The 23,585-nt window shown below is 61.9% G+C and carries 25 protein-coding genes; 16 read left to right on the plus strand and 9 right to left on the minus strand.

Annotated features, from left to right (window positions below):
- Nucleotides 1–96 precede the first annotated feature (96 nt).
- From cysK to ACE4QZ_RS08880, 4 genes are all read left to right on the plus strand, one after another.
- Nucleotides 97–1,071, plus strand: coding sequence for a cysteine synthase A (cysK, locus tag ACE4QZ_RS08865; protein WP_021783386.1), 975 nt, complete (start codon nt 97–99; stop codon nt 1,069–1,071).
- Nucleotides 1,072–1,244: 173 nt separating this feature from the next.
- A complete protein-coding gene (locus tag ACE4QZ_RS08870) occupies nt 1,245–2,180 on the plus strand; it encodes an aspartyl/asparaginyl beta-hydroxylase domain-containing protein (RefSeq protein ID WP_101196526.1) in 936 nt (311 codons plus the stop codon).
- Nucleotides 2,181–2,337: 157 nt separating this feature from the next.
- Nucleotides 2,338–2,499 carry a hypothetical protein gene (locus ACE4QZ_RS08875; RefSeq protein ID WP_154070663.1) on the plus strand — a complete coding sequence of 54 codons (162 nt, stop codon included), beginning with the start codon at nt 2,338–2,340 and terminating at the stop codon, nt 2,497–2,499.
- Between the two features lie 116 nt (nt 2,500–2,615).
- Entirely contained in the window at nt 2,616–3,497 is an 882-nt protein-coding gene (locus tag ACE4QZ_RS08880) for a DMT family transporter (RefSeq protein ID WP_021783388.1), read from the plus strand.
- A gap of 3 nt (nt 3,498–3,500) precedes the next feature.
- Here ACE4QZ_RS08880 and ACE4QZ_RS08885 read toward each other — a convergent pair whose 3' ends face one another.
- Together ACE4QZ_RS08885 and ACE4QZ_RS08890 are read right to left on the minus strand one after the other, a co-directional pair.
- Nucleotides 3,501–3,959 carry a DUF4265 domain-containing protein gene (locus tag ACE4QZ_RS08885; RefSeq protein WP_021783389.1) on the minus strand — a complete coding sequence of 153 codons (459 nt, stop codon included), beginning with the start codon at nt 3,957–3,959 and terminating at the stop codon, nt 3,501–3,503.
- 13 nt (nt 3,960–3,972) lie between these two features.
- Entirely contained in the window at nt 3,973–4,848 is an 876-nt protein-coding gene (locus tag ACE4QZ_RS08890) for a DMT family transporter (protein ID WP_021783390.1), read from the minus strand.
- Between the two features lie 204 nt (nt 4,849–5,052).
- Here ACE4QZ_RS08890 and aceK point away from each other — a divergent pair, with 204 nt between their 5' ends.
- Entirely contained in the window at nt 5,053–6,768 is a 1,716-nt protein-coding gene (gene aceK, locus ACE4QZ_RS08895; protein ID WP_028697745.1) for a bifunctional isocitrate dehydrogenase kinase/phosphatase, read from the plus strand.
- A gap of 19 nt (nt 6,769–6,787) precedes the next feature.
- Here aceK and ACE4QZ_RS08900 read toward each other — a convergent pair whose 3' ends face one another.
- The gene (locus tag ACE4QZ_RS08900; protein ID WP_021783392.1) at nt 6,788–7,648 is read right to left on the minus strand and encodes a DUF6279 family lipoprotein; all 861 of its coding nucleotides are present in this window, start codon (nt 7,646–7,648) and stop codon (nt 6,788–6,790) included.
- Nucleotides 7,649–7,778: 130 nt separating this feature from the next.
- On the opposite strand from ACE4QZ_RS08900, the gene ACE4QZ_RS08905 reads away from it, so the two are divergent.
- Nucleotides 7,779–8,615 carry a S1 RNA-binding domain-containing protein gene (locus tag ACE4QZ_RS08905; protein ID WP_021783393.1) on the plus strand — a complete coding sequence of 279 codons (837 nt, stop codon included), beginning with the start codon at nt 7,779–7,781 and terminating at the stop codon, nt 8,613–8,615.
- Between the two features lie 5 nt (nt 8,616–8,620).
- On the opposite strand, the gene ACE4QZ_RS08910 is transcribed toward ACE4QZ_RS08905, so the two are convergent.
- Nucleotides 8,621–9,001 (minus strand): hypothetical protein, encoded by a 381-nt coding sequence (locus ACE4QZ_RS08910; protein WP_103462163.1) that lies wholly within the window; start codon nt 8,999–9,001, stop codon nt 8,621–8,623.
- A 235-nt stretch (nt 9,002–9,236) separates the two neighbouring features.
- Between ACE4QZ_RS08910 and ACE4QZ_RS08915 the strand changes: the two genes are divergently transcribed.
- The 3 genes from ACE4QZ_RS08915 to def all read left to right on the plus strand — a co-directional run bounded on the left by ACE4QZ_RS08915 (nt 9,237) and on the right by def (nt 11,066).
- Nucleotides 9,237–9,416, plus strand: a complete 180-nt coding sequence (locus tag ACE4QZ_RS08915) for a CsbD family protein (RefSeq protein ID WP_021783395.1) — start codon at nt 9,237–9,239, stop codon at nt 9,414–9,416.
- Between the two features lie 157 nt (nt 9,417–9,573).
- Nucleotides 9,574–10,530 carry a YihY/virulence factor BrkB family protein gene (locus tag ACE4QZ_RS08920; protein ID WP_021783396.1) on the plus strand — a complete coding sequence of 319 codons (957 nt, stop codon included), beginning with the start codon at nt 9,574–9,576 and terminating at the stop codon, nt 10,528–10,530.
- The gene (gene def / locus ACE4QZ_RS08925; protein ID WP_103462164.1) at nt 10,530–11,066 is read left to right on the plus strand and encodes a peptide deformylase; all 537 of its coding nucleotides are present in this window, start codon (nt 10,530–10,532) and stop codon (nt 11,064–11,066) included. Before ACE4QZ_RS08920 ends, def begins: the two co-directional genes overlap by 1 nt.
- On the opposite strand, the gene ACE4QZ_RS08930 is transcribed toward def, so the two are convergent.
- On the minus strand, nt 11,021–11,389 hold the full coding sequence (locus tag ACE4QZ_RS08930; RefSeq protein ID WP_028697746.1) for a GNAT family N-acetyltransferase: 369 nt from the start codon (nt 11,387–11,389) through the stop codon (nt 11,021–11,023). The genes def and ACE4QZ_RS08930 overlap by 46 nt on opposite strands.
- A gap of 354 nt (nt 11,390–11,743) precedes the next feature.
- Here ACE4QZ_RS08930 and ACE4QZ_RS08935 point away from each other — a divergent pair, with 354 nt between their 5' ends.
- The 5 genes from ACE4QZ_RS08935 (at nt 11,744) to ACE4QZ_RS08955 (ending at nt 15,037) form a co-directional block, all read left to right on the plus strand.
- The gene (locus ACE4QZ_RS08935) at nt 11,744–12,001 is read left to right on the plus strand and encodes a DUF2790 domain-containing protein (RefSeq protein ID WP_003254632.1); all 258 of its coding nucleotides are present in this window, start codon (nt 11,744–11,746) and stop codon (nt 11,999–12,001) included.
- A 475-nt stretch (nt 12,002–12,476) separates the two neighbouring features.
- Nucleotides 12,477–12,902: a YybH family protein gene (locus tag ACE4QZ_RS08940; RefSeq protein ID WP_021783399.1), complete on the plus strand. Its 426-nt coding sequence runs from the start codon at nt 12,477–12,479 to the stop codon at nt 12,900–12,902.
- Between the two features lie 45 nt (nt 12,903–12,947).
- Complete coding sequence (locus tag ACE4QZ_RS08945) at nt 12,948–13,292, plus strand: YciI family protein (protein ID WP_021783400.1); 345 nt, start codon at nt 12,948–12,950, stop codon at nt 13,290–13,292.
- Nucleotides 13,293–13,313: 21 nt separating this feature from the next.
- Entirely contained in the window at nt 13,314–13,799 is a 486-nt protein-coding gene (locus ACE4QZ_RS08950) for an SRPBCC family protein (RefSeq protein WP_021783401.1), read from the plus strand.
- Nucleotides 13,799–15,037 carry an RNA polymerase sigma factor gene (locus tag ACE4QZ_RS08955; RefSeq protein WP_021783402.1) on the plus strand — a complete coding sequence of 413 codons (1,239 nt, stop codon included), beginning with the start codon at nt 13,799–13,801 and terminating at the stop codon, nt 15,035–15,037. The genes ACE4QZ_RS08950 and ACE4QZ_RS08955 overlap by 1 nt, the downstream gene beginning before the upstream one ends.
- A gap of 119 nt (nt 15,038–15,156) precedes the next feature.
- Here ACE4QZ_RS08955 and ACE4QZ_RS08960 read toward each other — a convergent pair whose 3' ends face one another.
- The gene (locus ACE4QZ_RS08960) at nt 15,157–15,627 is read right to left on the minus strand and encodes a MaoC family dehydratase (protein ID WP_003254624.1); all 471 of its coding nucleotides are present in this window, start codon (nt 15,625–15,627) and stop codon (nt 15,157–15,159) included.
- Nucleotides 15,628–15,661: 34 nt separating this feature from the next.
- On the minus strand, nt 15,662–16,606 hold the full coding sequence (locus ACE4QZ_RS08965; protein WP_103462165.1) for an alpha/beta hydrolase: 945 nt from the start codon (nt 16,604–16,606) through the stop codon (nt 15,662–15,664).
- Nucleotides 16,607–16,824: 218 nt separating this feature from the next.
- Here ACE4QZ_RS08965 and fadD2 point away from each other — a divergent pair, with 218 nt between their 5' ends.
- Both fadD2 and fadD1 read left to right on the plus strand, forming a co-directional pair.
- Entirely contained in the window at nt 16,825–18,513 is a 1,689-nt protein-coding gene (gene fadD2, locus ACE4QZ_RS08970; RefSeq protein ID WP_021783404.1) for a long-chain-fatty-acid--CoA ligase FadD2, read from the plus strand.
- Nucleotides 18,514–18,845: 332 nt separating this feature from the next.
- A complete protein-coding gene (gene fadD1 / locus ACE4QZ_RS08975; protein ID WP_103462166.1) occupies nt 18,846–20,543 on the plus strand; it encodes a long-chain-fatty-acid--CoA ligase FadD1 in 1,698 nt (565 codons plus the stop codon).
- Nucleotides 20,544–20,829: 286 nt separating this feature from the next.
- Here fadD1 and ACE4QZ_RS08980 read toward each other — a convergent pair whose 3' ends face one another.
- Together ACE4QZ_RS08980 and ACE4QZ_RS08985 are read right to left on the minus strand one after the other, a co-directional pair.
- Nucleotides 20,830–22,137: an NAD(P)/FAD-dependent oxidoreductase gene (locus tag ACE4QZ_RS08980; protein ID WP_103462167.1), complete on the minus strand. Its 1,308-nt coding sequence runs from the start codon at nt 22,135–22,137 to the stop codon at nt 20,830–20,832.
- A gap of 24 nt (nt 22,138–22,161) precedes the next feature.
- Entirely contained in the window at nt 22,162–23,526 is a 1,365-nt protein-coding gene (locus ACE4QZ_RS08985; RefSeq protein ID WP_028697748.1) for a glutamine synthetase family protein, read from the minus strand.
- Nucleotides 23,527–23,585 lie beyond the last annotated feature (59 nt).

A 23,585-nucleotide genomic window follows, 5' to 3' on the forward strand; every position in this document is an offset into this window, starting at 1 on the left:
ACCGCGGCGGGCTGAGTTCGAACAGGCTTTACGGGCCACTGCCGCGGGCTTACCCTTGAGGCATTTCCCTGCTTTTTCATGCCAAGGACCCCTGCCATGAGCCGTATCTTTGCAGACAACGCCCACTCCATCGGTAACACGCCGCTGGTGCAGATCAACCGCATCGCCCCGCGCGGCGTGACCATCCTGGCCAAGATCGAAGGGCGCAACCCGGGTTATTCGGTCAAATGCCGCATTGGTGCGAACATGGTCTGGGACGCCGAGAGCAGCGGCAAGCTCAAGCCGGGCATGACCATCGTCGAGCCCACCTCGGGCAACACCGGTATCGGCCTGGCCTTCGTCGCCGCTGCCCGCGGCTACAAGCTGATGCTGACCATGCCCGCCTCGATGAGCCTGGAGCGCCGCAAGGTGCTCAAGGCACTAGGCGCCGAGCTGGTGTTGACCGATCCGGCCAAGGGCATGAAGGGTGCTATCGAGAAGGCCAACGAAATCGTCGCCTCCGACCCGGAGCAGTACTTCTTGCCGGGCCAGTTCGAAAACCCGGCCAACCCGGCCATTCACGAAAAAACCACTGGCCCGGAGATCTGGAACGACACTGACGGCGCAGTCGACGTGCTGGTGGCGGGCGTGGGCACTGGCGGCACCATCACCGGCGTGTCGCGTTACATCAAGCATACCCAGGGCAAGGCCATCCTGTCGGTGGCTGTGGAGCCCGTGGCATCGCCACTGATCAGCCAGACCCTGGCCGGTGAAGAACTCAAGCCCAGCCCGCACAAAATCCAGGGCATCGGCGCCGGCTTCGTGCCGAAAAACCTCGACCTGTCGATCGTCGACCAGGTGGAGACGGTGACCGACGAAGAGTCCAAGGCCATGGCTATTCGCCTGATGCAGGAAGAGGGCATCCTTTGCGGTATTTCCTGCGGTGCGGCAATGGCGGCGGCGGTGCGCCTGGCCGAAAAACCGGAAATGCAGGGTAAGACCATCGTCGTAATCCTGCCCGACTCGGGCGAGCGATATCTGTCGAGCATGCTGTTCAGCGACATGTTCAGCGAGCAGGAAAACCAACAGTAATCGGCCTTGCCGCTGATCCGGCGCAACAATCGGCGGCCTGGTTTATTGCAGAATCTTCATGAATGCGATCCCGCCCGGGTTGTTTTTACCGCGGCGGGATCGGTTTATGATGGCAGGATGATTTTCTGGAGAGCAGGCAGCGCAGCCCTGGCTCTTCCCCAAGGAGTGAAAGCATGACCTTTTCCTTTGCAGCCAAGGCGGGTGTCTTGCTGGTGTTTTTCGGCAGCGTGCTGTTCGTGCACCTGCGCGGCAAGGCCCGCCTGCCGGTGTTGCGCCAGTTCGTCAACCATTCGGCGCTGTTCGCCCCCTACAACGCGTTGATGTACCTGTTTTCCGGCGTGCCGTCCAAGCCCTATCTGGACCGTCAGCGCTTCCCGGAGCTGGACGTGCTGAAGGACAACTGGCAGGAAATCCGCGAAGAGGCCATGCGCCTGTTCGACGAAGGCTATATCCGTGCCGCCGAGAAAGATAACGACGCCGGCTTTGGTTCGTTCTTCAAGAAGGGCTGGAAGCGCTTTTACCTGAAGTGGTACGACAAACCGCTGCCTTCGGCGCAAACCCTGTGCCCGCGCACTGTCGAGCTGGTCAGCAGCATCCCCAATGTGAAGGGCGCAATGTTCGCCCTGCTGCCCGGCGGCAGCCACCTGAACCCGCACCGCGACCCGTTCGCAGGTTCGCTGCGTTATCACCTGGGGCTGTCCACGCCGAATTCCGACGCATGCCGCATCTACGTGGACGGTGAGCAGTACGCCTGGCGTGATGGCGAAGACGTGATGTTCGATGAAACCTATGTGCACTGGGTCAAGAACGAAACCGACGTAACCCGCGTGATCCTGTTCTGCGACATCGAGCGCCCGCTGAGTAGCCCGTTGATGACGCGTATCAACCGTAAGGTCAGTGCCTTCCTCGGCCGCGCCACCGCGCCGCAGAACACCGACGAAGAGCGCGTGGGTGGGATCAACCAGGCGTACGCCTGGAGCAAGCGCTTCAGCAACAAGATCAGCAGCCATGTGAAGCAGTTCAAGCGCGCCAACCCCAAGGCTTACCGTGTGCTGCGGCCGGTACTGGCGGTGGTGGTGGCGTATCTGCTGTATCGCTGGTTGTTCTGATTTTTGTAGTTTGTTCGGGCCTCTTCGCGGGGCCAAGCCCGCTTCCACAAGAGCATCACCCTCCTTGAAGGATGAGCAGAGCCTGTGAAAGCAGGCTTGTGCCGCGAAGAATCACTCGCTATATTCCAGAACATTCACTTCTTCAAAGACCGCTGTCATGCCTGCCATTCCTTCCACCACACGCTTTGCCATCGCGCCAGTCGCGGGCATGGTCGTGCGTGGTAGCCAGCAGCCGGTCATGATCTGTCACTCCCCACCACCTGTCAGTGGCGTCGTAGGCGGCGTAGCTCCGCCTCATTGCGTGGTTGTGCTGGGCTGATCGGCTTCGTGCCGCAACCCTTCGCACGCGCAACCTACTGAACACGGTCGGCCACTTCTCACGTCGAAGCGCACGCCGTCCGTTTGGCTTATCTGCCTACTATCAGGTGGCAATTCATGTCTGTCTTTACCAAAGCGTCCGTGGCCTCTGCGGCCACTACCTGCCTGTTCGTCCTGCTGTGGAGCAGCGGGGCGATCGTCTCCAAACTTGGCCTGGCGCATGCCAGCCCGTTCGCCTTTCTGCTGTTGCGCTCGGCGCTGGCCCTGGCTGGCCTGTTGCTGATCGGCCCGTTGCTAGGGCTGCGCTGGCCGCGTACTCGCGGTAGCATTCTGCGCGCCCTGGGTACAGGCTGTGTGCTGCTCGGTGCCTATCAGATCTTCTATCTGTTGGCGCTTGATACCCATGTCACCCCTGGTGTCATGGCGACGGTGATGGGCGTCCAACCGATCCTCACCGTGGTGCTGATGGAGCGCCAGCGTTCCTGGAGCCGTTTGTTCGGCCTGGGTTTGGGGCTGGGCGGCTTGATCATGGTGGTCTACCAGGGCATCAACCTGGGCGGGGTATCGCTGGCGGGGATGCTGTTCGCCCTGCTGGCGCTGGTCAGCATGACCTTTGGCTCGATCCTGCAGAAGCGCATTACCGACAACCCCATGGGCACACTGCCGCTGCAGTACCTGGCCGGCTTTGCCATGTGCGCGCTGTTCGCACCTTTGCAACCGCTCCATGTCGAGTGGACCGGCGGCTTCGTCGGTGCGCTGCTGTGGATGGGCCTGGTGGTCTCGCTGCTGGCAACCTTGCTGCTGTACCGGCTGATCGCCAAGGGCAATCTGGTCAATGTCACCAGCCTGTTCTACCTGGTGCCGGCAGTGACTGCAGTGATGGACTTGCTGATCTTCGGTAATCGCCTGGCGCCGCTAAGCTTGCTGGGCATGGGGCTGATCGTTGTTGGGCTGCTGTTCGTGTTTCGCAAGCCCGCGGCGCGCCTGGCGGAAGCGTAGGCCCTAGCGGAATTCTTCGGGGATGGCGTGGCGCAACACGCCTTCCTCGAAGTCCAGCAGGCCGGCTTCGCGCTGGGTGAGCAGGTAGTAGAGCAGGGTGTCGAGCGAGCGTTGCGGCGGGACCTCGACCGCCAGCATCTTCACTGCTTGCTCGGTTTCACAGGCACAGCCGAAATCCAGCAATGCCGCACGTACCTGGTCGAGGGTTTCCGGAGGTTTGACGACCACCCGGAACACCGAGCTACCGCTGCTGTGGCGCAGTTCTGCGAACCAGGTTTCGCCTTCTTCCTCGCGTGTGTCGATCACGTCGCCCGGGGCGATGCCATAGACATGGAAGGGGATGTTGTCGACGGCATAGCCGCCTTCTACGGCCTTGGCCCACAGCCCCTCGACCGAAGCCGGTGGGTAGCCGTTCTCGTCCTGTTCCAGGCGGAACAAAACCTTTTTGTACGCGCTGTTCATGCAGTACTCCGCTTCAGTTGCGCGCCGGGCGCAGCACCAGCCACAAGGCCAGGCCAATCAGCAGGCCGCCGTATAGGTGCGCCATCGACAATGGCTCATTCAGCAGCCATGCACCCCACAATACGCCGAATACCGGGATCAGGAACGTTACGGTGCTGGCTTTTACCGGGCCGATTTCCTCGAGCAGGCGGAAGTAAAGAATGTAGGCGAATGCCGTGCACAGCAGCCCCAGGCCCAGCAACGACAACCACACGTCCCAACCCCCCCAGCTGGCGGGCGGCTGGGAGAGTGCGCTCCAGCCGAACAGCGGGGTCAGCATCAGTGTGGCGCCGAGCATGCTACCCAGGGCGGAAAGACGGCTGTCCAGGCCGCTGATCCAGCGGCGGGCGAGGAACCCGGCAAAGCCGTAGCAGGTAGTGGCCGCCAGGCAGGCGAGGGCGCCTTGCAGCAGGGCCATGTCCAGTGCCACCGGGCCGGCGCCGCTGAGGATGCCGACGCCGAACAGGCCAAGGAAGATGCCGCAGAGTTTGGCCAGGGTCATTGGCTCGCGGAAGAACAGTACGCCGACCAGCACGCCCATCAACGGGGTGGTGGCGTTGAAGATCGCCGAATAGCCGGCCGGCAGCACCTGGGCCGCCACCGAGTAGAAGGTGGCGGGGATGCCGGAGTTGATCATGCCCAGCACCAGGCAGGCACCGAGCTTACCCTGGAAGTCCCAGCGCACCCGGGCGGCGGCGAGTAGCACGATCAGGCCCAGGCAGGCGATGGACACCCGGAAGAACGCGGTCGGCACCGTGCCCAGTTCGGGGGCGATGATGCGCATGAACAGGAAACTCGCTCCCCAGACGGCGGCAAGGGTCAGCAGGCGGGCTAGGGCGATGGGGCTCACAACGGTCTCCGAAGGCAAGGCAGGGGCGCGAGTGTACGCCAGGGGGCGGGGGGATTCTTGTGCTTTCTTGCTGTGTAATTCCTCTCGGGCTGCGGGGCTCTGGGCAAGGCAGGTGCAACTACAGCTCGGGGCTTCAATGGCAGTAACCCATGAAGCCAAGGGCGGCTAAGCTCTGTACTCAATCCCAGCTCCGAGGCCCCACGCATGTCCCAGCCCTGGCCCGCTGTCGAAATCGCCCGGATGATCCTCGCCGGCTTCGACGACTACCGCGATCATTTCCAGCGCATCACCCTCGGAGCCCGCAAACGCTTCGAGCAGGCGCACTGGCAGGACATTCAGCAGGCCGCCGCCGCCCGCATCAATCTCTATGAAGAGAAAGTCGCCGAAGTCAACGGCTGGCTGCGTCAGGCTTTTGCCACGGAGGTGCTGCTGGACGTGGAACAGTGGCCACTGGTGAAAAACGCCTATATCCACCTGATCGACCCACGGCTGGACGACGAGCTGGCAGAGACCTGGTACAACTCGCTGTTTTGCAGCCTGTTCAGCCATGACCAGATCAGCGACGGCTGCATGTTCATCCACACCACCCGGCCTTCCATGCGCGGCCGCGAGCGCGCCGCGCAAACCCGTACCTATCGGCTTGACGGCAGTCTCAGGAACTTGCTGCGCGCGGTGTTCGCCGATTACCCATTCGACATGCCCTATGGCGACCTGGAGGGCGACCTGACGCGGCTGGAAGAACAACTGCGCGAATGCCTGCCCGACTGGGTGTGCAAGGACCCGGCGCTGGCCGTGGAATTGTTTGTACCCGTGCTTTACCGCAACAAGGGGGCCTATCTGGTCGGCCGCCTGTACAACAGCGATGAACAGTGGCCGTTGGTGATTCCCTTGCTGCACCGCGAGGGCCACGGTATCGAGGCCGATGCATTGATCACCGACGAGGCCGAGGTGTCGATCATCTTTTCGTTCACCCGCTCTTACTTCATGGCCGATGTACCGGTGCCGGCCGAGTTCGTCAATTTCCTCAAGCGCATCCTTCCAGGCAAGCACATTGCCGAGCTATACACCTCGATCGGGTTCTACAAGCAGGGCAAGTCGGAGTTCTACCGCGCGCTGATCAACCACCTTGCCAGCAGTGATGACCGCTTTGTCATGGCGCCAGGGGTGCGGGGCATGGTCATGAGCGTGTTCACCTTGCCCGGCTTCAATACGGTGTTCAAGATCATCAAGGACCGCTTTTCGCCATCGAAAACCGTGGACCGCGCCACGGTGATCGACAAGTACCGGCTGGTGAAAAGCGTCGACCGGGTGGGCCGTATGGCCGACACCCAGGAGTTTGCCGATTTTCGCTTTCCGCGCAGCAAGTTCGAGCCAGATTGCCTGGCCGAGTTGCTGGAGGTGGCACCGTCGACGGTGGTGCTGGAGGGCGACACGGTGCTGATCCGCCACTGTTGGACCGAGCGGCGCATGACACCGTTGAACCTGTACCTGGAGCATGCCACCGAGGGCCAGGTGCTGGAGGCACTGGAGGACTACGGCCTGGCCATCAAGCAGCTGGCGGCGGCAAATATCTTCCCCGGCGACATGCTGCTGAAAAACTTTGGCGTGACCCGCCATGGCCGGGTCGTGTTCTACGACTATGACGAAATCAGCTTCCTGACCGAGGTGAATTTCCGCCACATTCCGCCACCGCGTTACCCGGAGGACGAAATGTCGGGCGAGCCGTGGTACTCGATAGGGCCGCATGATGTGTTCCCCGAAGAGTTTCCGCCGTTTCTGTTTGCCGATATGGGCCAGCGGCGGTTGTTCAGCCGCTTGCATGGGGAACTGTATGACGCGGACTACTGGAAGGGGCTGCAGGCGGCGATACGTGAAGGGAAAGTGATCGATGTATTTCCGTATCGGCGCAAAGCCCGGTGAGTCAGGTCGAGCAGGCCTGTCACTCCTTCAAACACTTCATCTCACTCAAATGGGAACGTACCTTGCCCAACCGTTCCTGCAGGAACCGCCGCTGCTGCGGAGTGCTTTGCTGCACCAGGTCCACCAGCAGGCTGCGCGCCTGCCGTTCGGTATTCTGATACGCCGCCCGGTACTCGGGTGTCCACAAACTCTCCTTGCGCTGCAACAAGGTCGCCAGGCGCGGCTCGAAGCTGGAGTCGTTGCGCTGGTTCATCGCCAAGAGCAATTGCTGCTGCCAGTGGGCGCGGTTGGCGATCCATTCACGGTTCTGGTCACCCAGCGCTTGAGACCAGGTCTGGATGCGTTGCTTCTGTACCGCAGTCAACTCGCCAAACCAGGGTGCCAGGCGTTTTTCCATGCGCTCGCTACGGCGGGCAATCTGCTTCGGCAAGGGCGTATCCACATACTGCTTCTGCCGCTCACTGATGTCTTCGCGGAAGGCCTCACGCATTTTCGCTACCTGGTCGTCGCTCATGCCACGCAGCAGTTCGGTGGCTGACGGGGTGATTTCCTCGGTCACCCGACCAATCGCTTCACGCACGTCGAGGGTGCTTTGTTGCAGGGCCTGGTCGGTCACCTGGCCGGCGGCGACCATGCCACGTAGCCGATCGAGCCAGTCGAGGTAGCCGGGCAGTTGAGTCTTGCAATGCCAGGCCAGGTGCTCGCGCAACCGATCGTCCAGCAGCGCCCTTTGCTCGCGGTTCATGTCCAGGTAGTCGCTCAGCGACCACGGCACCAGGCGGTCGAGGTTGCGATAGGCCAGGTCGATGCGGCTGCAGGCGGCCAAGGCCAGGGCGAAGCCGATGGCGATAAGCAGGGCTTTGGGCAGGCGTAGCGGCATGTGCTGTTCCTTCCTCAGGCTGGCCAGAAGGTAGATGCAAGTGCGGGCTGGCGGTTCCACTGCATGAGTGGTCGGGCCATGTGGTGGCTTCAGGTGTAGAATAGCCGCCTTGTCTTGAGGATCATCGGAAATGGCTCTGCTTGGGCGCTACAACAGTTTGCAAATCGTGAAACACGTGGACTTCGGTCTGTACCTGGACGGCGGCGCCGATGGCGAGATCCTGCTGCCCGGGCGCTACATCCCGAAAAACGCCGAGACCGAGGTCGATGACTGGTTGAACGTGTTCATCTACCTGGACAGCGAAGACCAGCTGATCGCCACCACCGAGAAGCCCAAGGTGCAGGTTGGCGAGTTTGCCAGCCTGAAGGTCAAGGACATCAACGGTGCCGGTATCTTCCTGGACTGGGGCCTGTCCAAGGACTTGCTGATGCCGTACTCGGAAGAGGCACGGCCGCTGAAGATTGGCGATTACTGCGTGGTGCACGTGTACCTCGACAAGCGTACCCGCCGGATCACTGCCACCTCGCGCCTGGACCGCTATCTCGATGTCACCCCGGCCGACTACAAGGTTGGTCAGCCGGTCGAGCTGCTGGTGGCCGGCGAAACGCCGATGGGCTTCAAGGCCATCATCAACAACCGCCACTGGGGCCTGATCCACAAGAACGAGGTGTTCAAGTTCTTGCGCTCGGGCATGCACGAGAAAGGCTTCATCAAGGAAATGCGCCAGGACGGCAAGATTTCACTGAGCCTGCAGCCGGTAGGCGCTGCCCTGGCGGACACCCTTCAAGAGCAGATCATGGCGCGCCTGGAAGCCGAAGGCGGGGTGTTGGGGGTGTGCGACAAGAGTGACCCTGCGCTGATCAGCAAACTGTTCAACGTCAGCAAGGGCAACTTCAAGAAGGCCATTGGCGGGTTGTTCAAGCAGGGCCTGATCGTCATCCATGACGATCGTATCGAGAAAGCCTGACCGCGTTACGGCTGTACGAAGTTGCGGAAGTCCAGCTGCTCGCCACCCGGACGGGTGTCGCGCAGCAGCGAGTCACGGTCGGCGCTGAGGGCCAGGCTGATGGTGGAGCGGCGCTTGCCAGGCTTGCGCACTTCCATCTGCTCCAGGTGAGCCTTGAGGAAATTGGTGGGTACCTTCAGGTGCTGCAGCTCATCGCTTTCTGGCGTGTGCAGCAGCAGGTTGACCCAGTCGGCCTGGCCTTTGCCCAGCAGTGCCACTGGCACTTCGAACCACCACAGGTTGCGTTTGTTGTCCAGGATGGCGAACAGCGTATTGCTGCTGGTCAGCACCGGGCGGGCCAGTGCTTCGTTGCGCCGGGCGATGGCGGCGGGTTTGTCGAGTTTCATGCAGGTTCCTGCGGGTTGACGCTATGAAGGCCTGCATTGTGAGGGGTGGCACGGGGCGGGGCAAGGTTTGTAACTGGCGGCGCATGTGCGAGCCTCTTCACCGGCTTGTGCGGTATTCGCCCGCAGTCTTACCGTCCGGCTTCTGACCGGGAAATCCGTTGAAACTCCTGGAGAAGGCGTTGGGTCCACCTAATGTCGACACGGTTCACGTGTCTCCATTTGCAGGAGTTTTGCCATGAGCGGTACTAAAGACAAAGCGAAAGGCTTGGCCAACGAAGCGATCGGCAACGTGAAACAGGGTGTTGGCAAGGTGACCGACAACGACAAGCTGCGCGGCGAAGGCAAGGCGCAGGAGTTGAAAGGCGAGGCGCAACAGATCAAGGGCAATGTGAAGGATGCGGTGAAGAAGCCTTGACTTGAGACGGCCTGTGCCGGCCTCTTCGCGGACGAACCCGCGAAGAGGCCGGCACTATACGTAAGCAAATTCTTCAACCACGGCCGGGAGCAGCACAGCACGGGCAGGGTCTATTAGACTTGTCTGTTGTAACGATCAAGCGGCGAAAGGAGACGCTATGATTTTCCCCGACCTGCGCGGCTTGCCCCTGCACCGCGTGCTGGTTCGCACCGTCAAGGAATTCCTCGACGACGAGATGTCCACCTATGCCTCAGCGCTGGCCTACCAGGCGCTGTTCTCGCTATTCCCCTTCCTGTTGTTCCTGATTGCCCTGATCGGTTTCCTGCACCTGCCGGACTTTTTCTCCTGGCTGCGTCTGCAATCGGAACTGGTATTGCCGCCCCAGGCGCTGGAGCAGGTGAATCCGGTGATCGACCAGTTGCAACAATCCAAGGGCGGGCTGCTGTCGGTGGGTATCGTGATCGCCCTGTGGACCGCCTCCGCTGGCGTGCGCCTGATGATGAGCGCCATGAACGCCGCCTACGATGTGCCCGAAGGTCGCCCGGTGTGGAAGCGTATCCCGCTTTCCATTTTCTACACCGTGGGCCTGGCTGGCATGCTGCTTGCGGCCGCAGCACTGATGGTACTGGGCCCCCAGGTGATGGAATGGATCGCCGCCCAGATCGGCATGCAGGAGTTCATCGTCACACTGTGGACCATCCTGCGCTGGCCGGTGATCATCATTCTGCTGATGGTGGCAGTGGCCCTGATCTATTACGTGATGCCTGATGTGAAACAGCAGTTTCGCTTCATCACCCCAGGCTCGGTGCTGGCGGTGGTGGTGTGGATCGTGGCCTCACTGGGCTTTGCCTACTACGTGAAGACCTTTGCCGATTACAACGCCATGTACGGCAGCATTGGTGCAATCATCGTGCTGTTGCTGTATTTCTATATTTCGGCCGCCGTGTTGTTGCTCGGCGCCGAAATGAATGCGGTGATCGAGCACATGTCAGCCGAAGGCAAGAACCCGGGCGAGAAAGACTTCGACGAGGATAAGCCCAAGGAAACCTTGACTGTACTGGGTCACGAGCACCCGAACCCGAGCAAGCCTCATAGCGTCGAGCCGAACCCCTGATGATCCGTGACATTCTCAAGATGGGCGATGAACGCCTGCTGCGCATCGCACCGCCAGTGCCCGAGCACATGCTTGGCAGTGCCGAACTGCAGCAGTTGATCGACGACATGTTCGAAACCATGCGTCACGTAGGCGGTGTGGGCCTGGCTGCCCCGCAGATCGGCATCGACCTGCAGTTGGTGATCTTCGGCTTCGAGCGCAGCGAGCGATACCCCGATGCCGAGGCGGTGCCGCAGACCATTCTGCTGAATCCGGTCATCACCCCGACCTCCAGCGAGGTCGAGGACGGCTGGGAAGGTTGCCTGTCGGTGCCTGGCCTGCGCGGCGTGGTGCCGCGCTTCAAGCATATCGGCTACCAAGGCATCGACTCCCACGGCAACCCGATCAGCCGCTTTGCCGATGGCTTCCATGCACGGGTGGTGCAACACGAGTGCGACCACCTGATTGGCCGGCTATACCCCTCGCGCATCCAGGACTTCGCCAGGTTCGGCTACACCGATGTGTTGTTCCCCGGGCTCGAGGTCAGCGAGGACTGACCTCGCTGCAGGGCTACCAGGCGTTTGTTGCGCTGATAGCGTTGCAGGCGGCTGGCCAGGGCTTCTGGCAGTTGCTGGGCCAGGTCGAAGCCCAGGCGCTGGTAGAAGGGCGTTAGCTCGGGATGACAGAACAGCCAGACAGGCCCGCCAACTTGCACCAGCGCTGCCTCGACCAACCGCGCGGCCACCCCTTGGCTGCGTCGCTGCGGGTCGACGAACAGGCCGGTCAGCCAGAACCCCTCACTCACCGCACTCAAGCTCAGCCCGGCGATGATGCCAGGCGCCCGTGCTACCCACAGTTCGGCGTCGTTTGCAGCGCGCATGCGTGAGCTGTGCTGGCGGTAGAAGTGGTCCAGCAAACGGCGTTCTGTGTCCGAAAGCTTCGAACAGGACAATTGTTCAGAAATGGTGAGTCCTACCCTGAAACGTGGCCAGAGGCTCTGGCCTGATGATTTGCGGCCACTTTGTCGCAGATTGTTGCAAAACCGGCAAGGGTGAATATCCGACTCCGGGGTTCAACTATTGCTGGCCGGGAGTAGAATTTTGTTCATCCCCCCTGGCAGTACGAAGCGGGATCGGTACTTCGTGCCATCTAGACCATAGATGACAACTTCTCCGCGCCGGATACGGCAATAGAAGTCAATCGATCAGCTTGAACGCGCAAAAGGCAAAACCACATGAAACCATTACTGATTCTTGCATTGGTCGGTATGTCCTCGTTCGCCCTCGCCGATGAGGCCAAACCCGTTTCCAGCGAGCCTGTGGCTCAGCAGTACGACTACTCGATGAACCTGGACATCAAGCGGGTGATCAACCTGTCGACCATCCCCAATGTCTGCGAAGTGGTACCTGCGACCATGACCTATGAAGACCATCAGGGCCAGGTGCACACCATTCAGTACCGGGCCATGGGTGAAGGTTGCCAGCAGGGGTGATAGATAGGTAGTGCGATGAAAGTTGCTGCTGGCTTCCATGTGATCGCCGCGGCATTTTCACCGCCCGTGGGATCGAGCGCCGCCCGCGCGGCGCATCGCGAGCAAGCTCGCTCCTACATTTGTTTCGGGCCAGTTATTCCTGAGGCAGAAGCGCGCGGCCCTTTGGCGTCCTCCTCGATATCGGGTGGCGCAAACAAGGCGGTCGCGCGCGTAGGCACAGGCAATACTGGCCCGAAACAAATGTAGGAGCGAGCTTGCTCGCGATGCGCCGCGCGGGCGGCGCTCGATCTCCCAGGCGCCCAATCACCGAGAACATTCACCGAGAACATTCCCCAGGCAGTCCCTGATGCACGCTCTCAGCTGCCCCCCGTCAAAATATTCTCCTCCACTGTCGATTTCCCCTCCCTCAGTTCGACCATAAGTGAAGGCACGCACGCAGTGTGCCAAAACACCCTGTCCTGTCGGAGGACCCCCGATGAGCACCGCAGCCGAAACCGAAATCCGCCAATTGATCGAGCGCTGGATGCAAGCCGTGCGCGATCGCGACATCCCGGGCATCATCGCCCCCTACGCCGACGATATTGTCGCCTTCGATGCCATCCAGGCCCTGCAATTCAAAGGCAAGTCCGCCTACACGGCGCACTGGGAAATGTGCATGGGCATGTGCACCGGCCCCATGGTCTTCGAACTTGCCCAACTTACCGTGCACGCCGCTGGCGATCTGGCCCTGGCCCATTGGCTGAACCGCTGCGGCCCGGGCGATGACGAAAGCCAGTGCGGCTTCATGCGCGCCACGGTGGGCTATCGTCGTCAAGGCGGCCAGTGGCAGGTAATCCACGAACACTGGTCGGCGCCTTTCGACATGGAAACGCAAAAAGCCCTGTTCGATCTCAAGCCCTGAGCCGTTATCGCCAAACGCACTTAGCCAAATGCCCTGGAGGCGACCATGAAATACCTGTGCCTGGTCTATTGTGACGAGGGGCTGTTGCACAGCCTGCCCGACAGCCCGGAAGACGCCGAATGCATGGCCTACGCCGAAGCCATTCACGGTTCCGGGCGAATGCTGGCGGCCGAGGCGCTGAAGTCGGTGCAGACTGCTACCACGGTGCGCATGCGCAACGGGCATATGAGCCTGACTGATGGCCCGTTTGCCGAAACCAAGGAGCAACTGGCCGGCTTCTACCTGGTGGAGGCCCGCGACCTCAACGAAGCGCTGAGTATCGCCAAGGGCATCCCTGCCGCGCGGGTCGGCAGTGTCGAGGTGCGACCAGTGCGCGAGCTGCAACCCTGACCGCCAAGGAGAACAATCAGCATGAGCCTTGCACCCATTGCGCAAGCGCAACACGAGTTGTCCATCAGCCGCCTGATCGACGCACCACCGGCCAAGGTATTCCGCGCCTGGACCGAACCCCAGTGGCTGATGCAGTGGTGGGGGCCGCACGGCATGACCACCCCGGAATGTGAAATGCAGTTGTGGGCCGGTGGCCTGTTTCGCACTCTGATGCGGGCGCCGGATGGCAGCGAGTACCCGAACCAGGGCGTTTTTCTGGAAATTGCCGCGCCACGCAGGCTGGTGTTCACCGATGCCTTCGGCCCTGGTTGGGTACCGTCGAACAAGGCCTTCATGACCGCCGTGATCAGCTTTGACGAGGAACAGGGCAAAACCCGTTACACCGCCCGTGCCTGGCACTGGAATGCCACTGACTGCCAGGCTCATGAAGAAATGGGCTTCTACCAAGGCTGGGGAGAAAGCCTGGACCGTCTTGTGGATGTGGTGACCCAGCGGATGCCCGACTGATGACAGCACCGGCACAGGTGCGCGCCGAAGTCGAGGCCGTGTACCGGCAGGAGTCGCGGCGCATCCTGGCGACACTGATCCGCTTGCTGGGTGATTTCGACCTGGCCGAGGAGGCCATGCATGATGCCTTCTTCGTTGCCGTCGAACGCTGGCAACGCGACGGCATCCCCGCCAACCCGCGAGCGTGGCTGGTCTCTGTCGGGCGCTTCAAGGCCATCGATGCGCTGCGCCGGCGCGCCCGCTTCGACCGCTCCCAGGCTGACTTGAGCATGCTGCTGGAGGGCCAGGCGCAGGACCCCAGTGAAGAAGAACTGCTGGCGGATGACCGCCTGCGGCTGATCTTCACCTGTTGCCATCCGGCCCTGTCGCCCGACGCTCAGGTGCCATTGACCCTTCGCGAAGTCTGCGACCTGACCACCGAGCAGATCGCCCGCGCCTTTCTGCAAAGCCCGACAACCATCGCCCAGCGCATCGTGCGCGCCAAGGCCAAGATCCGTGACGCCGGCATACCGTACCAGGTACCAGAGCTGAATGAGCTGCCTGAGCGCCTGGAAAGCGTGTTGCGGGTGATCTACCTGGTGTTCAACGAGGGCTATTCGGCGTCATCGGGCGAGACCCTGCTGCAGCAGGCGCTGAGTGATGAAGCCATTCGCCTGGCGCGGTTGCTGGTGCAGTTGCTGCCCGACCCGGAGGCGGTCGGCCTGCTGGCGTTGATGTTGCTGCAGGCGTCCCGGCAGCGGGCGCGTATCGATGGCCAAGGCAATCTGGTGGTTCTGGAGCAGCAGGATCGTAGCCTGTGGGACCGGCAGTTCATTGCCGAAGGCTGTGAACTGGTGCGCCAGGCCCTGCAGAGCCGTGCATTCGGGGCCTATACCGTCCAGGCGGCGATTGCTGCTGTGCATGCCGAGGCGGCGACGGCTGAAGAAACCGACTGGGGGGAGATCGTCGGGCTGTATGACGTGTTGCAGCGGTATTGGCCATCAGCGGTGGTGGAGCTGAACCGGGCGGTGGCGCTGGCGAAGCGGGATGGGCCGGAGGTTGGCTTGCGGGAAGTCGAAGGGATCCTGGCGCGGGGGGAGTTGCTGGACTATCACCTGGCACATGCGGCGCGCGCCGAGTTGCATTGCCAGCTGGGGCAGGTGGACGCGGCGCGTGCGGCCTGGCAGCAGGCGCTGGCCTTGACACGGCAGGCGCCAGAACGGCGGCATATCGAGCGGCGCTTGCAGGCTATCGAATGATGTGGGGTGTGCCGGCTCTTTGCGGGCCAGCCCATATCCCACAGGATGCCCGCTAAATCAACGAATTAGCGGGTTACCCAGGAGAGCAGCCTTGAAGTAGGTGCTGGCTGCATCACACTTCAGCTAGCCACAAAGTTCGGCGGCGACACCAGCTCGACGGTCTGCTGTTTGCGCGGTGCCAGGATCTCGGCTTCACCCGCGACCACCAGCTCGTCGTTCTGGTTGTACACGTTGGTGGCGATGCGCACCTTGAACTTGGGCAGCTTCTCGAGGATTTCCAGGCGCACGGTCAGGGTGTCGCCGATTTTCACCGGCTTCTGGAAGCTCATCTGCTGGCCCAGGTAGATGGTGCCAGGGCCAGGCAGTGTGCAGGCCACTGCAGCACTGATCAGCGCGCCGCTGAACATGCCGTGGGCAATACGTTCGCGGAACATGCTCTTGGCGGCGAACTCGGCATCCAGGTGAACCGGGTTGTGGTCACCGGACATCGCAGCGAACAGCTGGATGTCGCGTTCTTCAACGGACTTCTTGTACTCGGCCTTCTGGCCGACTTCGAGGGCTTCGTAAGGCGTGTTGGTGACCTGGGACATCGATGCTTCCTTAAGCGTTGGGCGAGGGCGGCTATCATTCGCTGCGTGCAGGGCGGCCAAGGGCCAGCGCCTGTTCAAGCCAGCCGAGAATGTCGGCGATGACCTCGCCACGGTTGGTTTCGTTGAGTACTTCATGCCGCGCCTCCGGATAGACGCGCAGCTGTACATGTCGATTACCGGTCGCGCGCAGGGCGTCGGCCAGGTGGGTGAGACGCTTGCCGGCACTGACCGGATCACATTCACCGCCGATCACCAGCATCGGCAGGTTGGGATCGATTTGCGCGAGGTTACCCGGCTGACTGATCTGCGCCAAGCCTTGTAGCAGGTCGAGCCACAACTGGTTGGTGCAGCGAAAGCCACATAACGGGTCGTTCACGTACTGATCGACCTCGTCCGGGTCGCGGCTGAGCCAGTCGAATGCGGTGCGGTTGGGCTTGAAGGCGTTGTTGAACGAACCGAAGGACAACCATTCGATCAGTGCACTCTTGCCCAGTGGCCCCTGGCGCCAGGACTCCAGCCGGGCAATCAGCCGCGCAAAGCGGTACAGCACGGCCGGTTGGTAGTTGGAGCCGCTGAGGATGGCCCCGTGCAGGCTGCCACTGTGATGCAGCAGGTAGGCCTGGGCGATGTAGCTGCCCATGCTGTGGCCGAACAGGAACAGCGGCGTGCACGGGTACTGCTGGCCGATGTGCTGGGCCACACATCCCAGGTCGTTGACTACGGCATTCCAGCCATGATGTCGGGCGAACAGGCCGAGGGCGCCCAGTTCGGCAGTGCGCCCGTGGCCACGCTGATCGGCTGCGAACAGGGCAAAGCCGGCCTCGCTCAGGGCTTGGCCCAGGCGCTGGTAGCGCCCGGCATGCTCGGCCATGCCATGGGCCAGCAGCACCACGGCCTTCACCGGTGTGGCCGGCAGCCATTGGTGTACGTACAGGCTGCAGTGCTCACTGGCGGGCAGCCAGAAGGCGTCGTGGGGCATGGCGGGTCCTTGTGCGCGCGGTTACCCGAACAGTGTATGCACAACCGGCCGGATTGCAGGAGGGGCACAAATAAGATTCACAATGTTAATGGCGGCACTTGGCGTATATGCCACCTTGGGCTTACCTGCTAACGTCGGATCAACGCCTTTTCGCCAGCAGGCGATCAGGTAAAGGACTAAAGGACGCAGTGCAGGTCCAGGCAGAGGAACAATAATAAATGCAAGCCGACTTCTGGAATGACAAGCGCCCGGCGGGCGTGCCTTCCACCATCGACATCAATGCCTACGCCTCGGTCGTCGAGGTGTTCGAACGCTCCTGCAAACGCTTTGCCGACCGCCCGGCGTTCAGCAACCTGGGCGTGACCCTCAGCTACGCGGAACTGGAGCGCCATTCGGCTGCCTTCGCTGCCTGGTTGCAGCAGCACACCGACCTCAAACCGGGTGAGCGCATCGCCGTGCAGATGCCCAACGTGCTGCAGTACCCCATCGCCGTATTTGGTGCCATGCGCGCCGGGCTGATCGTGGTCAACACCAATCCGCTGTACACCGAGCGCGAGATGCGCCACCAGTTCAAGGACAGCGGCGCGCGTGCGCTGGTGTACCTGAACATGTTCGGCAAGCGCGTGCAGGAGGTACTGCCTGATACCGGTATCGAATACCTGATCGAGGCAAAGATGGGCGACCTGCTGCCGACCGCCAAGGGCTGGCTGGTCAACACCGTGGTCGACAAGTTGAAGAAGATGGTGCCAGCTTACCAGTTGCCCCAGGCGGTGCCGTTCAAGCAGGTGCTGCGCGAGGGCCGCGGGCTGTCGCCCAAACCGGTGTCGCTGAACCTCGATGACATCGCTGTGCTGCAGTACACCGGCGGCACCACCGGCCTGGCCAAGGGCGCCATGCTCACCCATGGCAACCTGGTGGCCAACATGCTGCAGGTGCTGGCCTGCTTCTCGCAGCACGGCCCCGATGGGCAGAAGCTGCTGAAGGACGGCCAGGAGGTGATGATCGCGCCGCTGCCGCTGTATCACATCTATGCCTTCACCGCGAATTGCATGTGCATGATGGTGACCGGCAACCATAACGTGCTGATCACCAACCCGCGGGATATTCCCGGTTTCATCAAGGAGCTGGGCAAATGGCGTTTCTCGGCCTTGCTGGGCCTCAATACCCTGTTTGTCGCACTGATGGATCACCCGGGCTTCCGTCAACTGGACTTCTCGGCACTGAAGGTCACCAACTCTGGTGGCACAGCGCTGGTCAAGGCGACCGCCGAGCGCTGGGAAGACCTTACCGGGTGCCGCATCGTTGAAGGCTACGGCCTGACAGAAACCTCGCCGGTAGCCAGCACCAACCCTTACGGCCAGCTGGCGCGTCTGGGGACGGTGGGTATCCCCGTGGCGGGTACTGCGTTCAAGGTCATCGATGATGACGGTAACGAACTGCCGCTGGGCGAGCGGGGCGAGCTTTGTATCAAAGGCCCGCAGGTCATGAAGGGTTACTGGCATCAGCCCGAGGCAACGGCCCAGGCACTGGATGCAGAAGGCTGGTTCAAGACCGGTGATATCGCGGTGATCGACCCGGACGGCTTCACCCGCATCGTCGACCGCAAGAAGGACATGATCATCGTCTCGGGCTTCAACGTGTACCCCAACGAAATCGAGGATGTGGTGATGGGGCATCCCAAGGTCGCCAACTGTGCGGCAATCGGCGTGCCGGACGAGCGTTCAGGCGAGGCGGTCAAGCTGTTCGTGGTACCGCGCGAGGGCGGGGTGAGCGTTGATGAGCTGAAGGCCTACTGCAAGGCCAACCTCACCGGCTACAAGGTCCCCAAGCACATTGTGCTGCGCGAGTCATTGCCGATGACGCCGGTGGGCAAGATTTTGCGGCGTGAGTTGCGCGACATAGCGTGATACCAGGATGGCTTCTTCGCGGGTAAATCCGCTCTTACACCGCCCGATGTAGGAGCGGGTTTACCCGCGAATGCCTCTAAACTGCTCTAAAAGGCTGTATACAGCCTTATCTGCGACATTTTGGGTAATTACTCTAAAAATGACTTGTATTGTTCATTGAGTCATTTTTGTGACCGTAAGGCCTATTTTGGCCTCTAGGCGACCCCAGGCAAAGCTGTTACTCTCGGCCCGCTTCCAGATGATCCGGTTTGCAACGAATCGTCATCTCATATCAATAATAAGCGCATCGACGCGTGAATCGAACTTCGCTGTTGCTGAAGGAGTGGGCTTCCATGATCGAAAATTTTTGGAAGGATAAGTACCCAGCCGGGATTACGGCGGAAATCAATCCTGACGAATTCCCCAATATCCAGGCGGTACTCAAGCAATCCTGCCAACGCTTTGCCGACAAACCGGCCTTTAGCAACCTGGGCAAGACTATCACTTATGGCGAGTTGTATGCGTTGTCGGGGGCGTTTGCCGCCTGGCTGCAGCAGCATACCGACCTCAAGCCGGGTGACCGTATTGCCGTGCAATTGCCCAATGTCCTGCAATACCCGGTCGCGGTCTTCGGTGCCATGCGTGCCGGGCTGATCGTGGTCAACACCAACCCGCTGTACACCGCGCGGGAGATGGAACACCAATTCAACGACTCGGGTGCCAAGGCCCTGGTGTGCCTGGCCAACATGGCCCACCTGGCCGAAAAAGTGGTGCCCAAAACCCAGGTCAGGCACGTTATCGTCACCGAAGTGGCCGACCTGCTGCCGCCACTCAAGCGCCTGCTGATCAACAGCGTGATCAAGTACGTGAAGAAGATGGTGCCGGCCTACAACCTGCCGCAGGCCGTGCGTTTCAATGACGCCCTGGCGCTGGGCAAGGGCCAGCCCGTGACCGAAGCCAACCCGCAGGCCAACGACGTGGCGGTGCTGCAATACACCGGCGGTACCACCGGCGTGGCCAAAGGCGCCATGCTGACCCACCGCAACCTGGTGGCCAACATGCTGCAGTGCCGGGCACTGATGGGCGCCAACCTGCACGAAGGCTGCGAAATCCTCATCACCCCGCTGCCGCTGTACCACATCTATGCGTTTACCTTCCATTGCATGGCGATGATGCTGATCGGCAACCACAACGTGCTAATCAGCAACCCGCGAGACTTGCCGGCAATGGTCAAGGAACTGGGCAAGTGGAAGTTCAGCGGCTTTGTGGGCCTCAACACCCTGTTCGTTGCCTTGTGCAATAACGAGGCGTTCCGAGCCCTGGATTTCTCGGCGCTGAAAATCACCCTGTCGGGCGGCATGGCCTTGCAGCTAAGCGTGGCCGAGCGCTGGAAGGCCGTTACCGGTTGCGCCATCTGCGAAGGCTACGGTATGACCGAAACCAGCCCGGTGGCGGCGGTGAACCCGTCGGAAGCGAACCAGGTGGGTACTATCGGCATTCCGGTGCCGTCGACCCTGTGCAAGATCATCGACGACGCCGGCAATGAGCTGCCGCTTGGCGAAGTGGGCGAGCTGTGCGTCAAGGGCCCGCAGGTGATGAAGGGCTACTGGCAGCGGGAAGACGCCACGGCCGAGATTCTCGACAGCGAAGGCTGGCTGAAGACCGGTGACATCGCCCTGATACAGGCGGATGGCTACATGCGTATCGTCGACCGCAAGAAAGACATGATTCTGGTCTCGGGCTTCAACGTGTACCCCAACGAGCTGGAAGACGTGTTGGCGGCCCTGCCGGGCGTGCTGCAGTGCGCGGCCATTGGTGTGCCGGACGAGAAGTCGGGTGAAGTGATCAAGGTGTTCATCGTGGTCAAGCCGGGCATGACCGTGACCAAGGAACAGGTAATGGAGCACATGCGTGCCAACGTTACCGGTTACAAGGTACCGCGCTACATAGAGTTCCGCGATTCGCTGCCAACCACCAACGTGGGCAAGATCCTGCGCCGCGAACTGCGTGACGAAGAGCTCAAGAAGCAAGGCTTGAAGAAGATCGCCTGACCATAAACCTGCACGCTCAGTGTGGCAGCGGCCTCGTGTCGCGAAAGGGCCGCGACGCGGCCCTGGGATTTTGGCGGCGATGCGACAATGGTTGGGGGCGCTATGCGCCCCTTTCGCGAAACAAGGCCCCACAATAAGATGCGGCGCCGTCTTCAGACATTGTGAGCCCCTGTAGGAGCGGGTTTACCCGCGAATACGGTAGTGGCGACAACGGTGAACGGCGGGTGGATATCGGTCAGCAGGGCCGGCCCTTTCGCGGGTAAACCCGCTCCTACATCCGCGCAACTCAGCGCAGCTTCTCGAGCATCTGGTAATACCACATCCCCGCCGCCAGCAGCGGATTCCCCAGCAAGTCCCCCATCGGCACCCGCACATGCTTGCACTGGGCGAAGGTGTCGAACTTCTCCAGCGTCCCGGTCAACGCCTCGGCCATGATTTCACCCATGATGTGGCTGGTGGCAATGCCATGCCCCGAGTAACCCTGGCAGTACCACACGTTGTCCGACAGCTTGCCCAACTGCGGGATGCGGTTGACCACGATGCCCATGGCGCAGCTCCACTGGAACTCGATCGGCACCCCCTTCAATGCCGGGAAGGTGCGTTCGATGCAGGGGCGCAATTCGCCTTCGATGTCGCGTGAGTCCTTGCCCGAGTAGTTGGCGCCGCCGCCGAACAGCAGGCGCTTGTCGGCCGTCAGGCGGTAGTAGTCGAGGACGAAGCGGCAGTCGTACACCGCCAGGTCCTGGGGGTTGATCTGCTCGGCCAGTTCACCCAGCGGCGCGGTGGTGACGATACCGCCCATGGCTGGGAAGATCTTGCCCTTGAGCTGGCGCTTTTCCAGCTTGTGATACACATCACCGGCCAACATCACCTGGCGTGCCTCCACCCGGCCGTGGGCGGTAACCACCGCCGGGCGCGGGCCATGGACGATGTCCAGTACTTCGGAATTTTCGAATATCAGTGCACCCAGGCCATGTGCGGCACGGGCTTCGCCCAGGCACAGGTTGAGTGGGTGCAGGTGCAGGTTGCGCAGGTTCTTCAACGCGCCCAGATAAAGCGGGCTTTTCAGATGCTCCGCCACTGCAGAGCGGTCGAGCAGTTGCACCTGCTCGCCCATGCCGCGGCGCCGTGCTTCGGCCTCGAACGCACGCAGCTCGTTCATGTGCGAAGGCTTCATGGCTGCATGCAGGTGGCCACGCTTGAGGTCGCAATCGATGCCATAGCGCGCCACGCGCTGCTCGATCACCTGGTGCCCGCGCCAGCGCAAGTGCCAGATGAAATCGTCGACTTCGGCGCCCAGGTGGTTGCGCATCTGTGCGCGCATGGCTTCGTCGCCCGACAGGCTGCCGGTGACCTGGCCACCGTTGCGCCCGCTGGCGCCCCAGCCGATGCGGTTGGTTTCGACGATGGCGACCTTCAGGCCGCGCTCGGCCAGTTCCACTGCCGTGGCCACGCCCGTAAAGCCACCGCCGATGATCGCCACATCCACCTGTACTGTGCCCTTGAGTTGCGGGTACTCGCTGTGGTCGTTGAGGGTGGCGCTGTAATAGGACGGCGCGCGCTGCGCCGGGCCGTTGTTCAATGCTGCGTTCATGGGTGTTCCTTGTTATGTGGGGGCTCAGGCCTGGTGCAGGTACCAGCGCCAGTCCTGTTCGCTGACTTCGGCCATGAACTGGCGGTACTCGGCGCGCTTGACCTTCAGGTACACGCCAAGGAAGTCTTCGCCCAATGCTTCGCGGGCCCAATCGGAATGTTGCAGGGCGTCGAGGGCGGTCAGCCAGTCGGTGGGCAGGTGTTCGGTGGCCTGGGCATAGCCGTTGCCTTCAACGGGGGCGCCTGGGTCAAGCTGTTCGCGGATGCCCCGGTGGCTGGCAGCAAGGATCGCCGCTGCAGCCAGGTAAGGGTTGGCATCAGCGCCACAGATGCGGTGCTCCACATGCCGGCTGTTGGCCGGGCCACCCGGCACGCGCAGGCTCACGGTGCGGTTGTCCACGCCCCAGGTTGGCGCCAGTGGCGCATAGCTGTTGGCCTGGAAACGGCGGTACGAGTTGGCGTTGGGGCAGAACAGCAACAGCGAGTCGCGCAGGTGGCGCAGCATGCCGGCCACGGCCTGGCGCAGCAGCGGGGTGCCGGCCTTGTCTTCGCTGGCAAACAGGTTGTTGCCGTCGCTGTCGGCCAGGCTCAGGTGCATGTGCATGCCGGTGCCGGCCAACTGGGCGAATGGCTTGGCCATGAAGCAGGCCTGCATGCCGTGGGCATGGGCCACACCTTTTACGAGGCGTTTGTAGCGCACCGCCTGGTCCATCGCCTGCAGCGCATCGCCATGCTCCAGGGTGATTTCCACCTGGCCGGGGGCGTACTCCGAAATGGCCGTGCGCGCCGGGATGCCTTGGGCCTTGCAGGCAGCGTACAGGTCGGCGAGGAACGGTTCGATCTGCTCCAGTTCGCGCAGGCCATAGACCTGGGTGCTGCGGGGGCGGCCGCCGTCGTTGTCCAGCGCCGGTTGTGGGCGGCCTTGGGCATCACGCTGCTGGTCAAGCAGGTAGAACTCCAGCTCGCAGGCCATCACCGGGTGATAACCGTCAGCCTTCAGCGCTTCGATGGTGCGCAGCAGCACATGGCGTGGGTCAGCGATGCTGGCGGGCAGGCCCTCCTTGGGGTGCATGCTCACCTGCACTGCGGCGGTGGGCACCCGGCGCCAGGGCAGGCGCACCAGGCTGCCGTCAAGCGGGTAGGCACGGCAGTCGATATCGCCGACGTCCCACACCAGGCCGGAGTTTTCCACGTCGTCGCCATTGAGGGTCAGGCCAAGGATGGTGCTGGGCAGTGGCCGGCCGGTCTGGTACACGGCCAGCAGTTCCTCGCGGTGCAACAGTTTGCCGCGTGGCACGCCGTTGGCGTCGAGGATGAACAGTTCAAACAGCTCGATATCGGGGTTGTCGGCCAGAAAACGGGTAGCCTGCTCTACAGGGGCAAAGTGCATGATCAATTCGCTCATGGGCGCGCAGGGCCACCGCGCAAGCAGGCGGCCCGGATGAGTCA

Origin of the sequence: Pseudomonas sp. DCA-1 (genome assembly GCF_046523955.1) — a bacterium.
Lineage (GTDB): Bacteria > Pseudomonadota > Gammaproteobacteria > Pseudomonadales > Pseudomonadaceae > Aquipseudomonas > Aquipseudomonas putida_Y.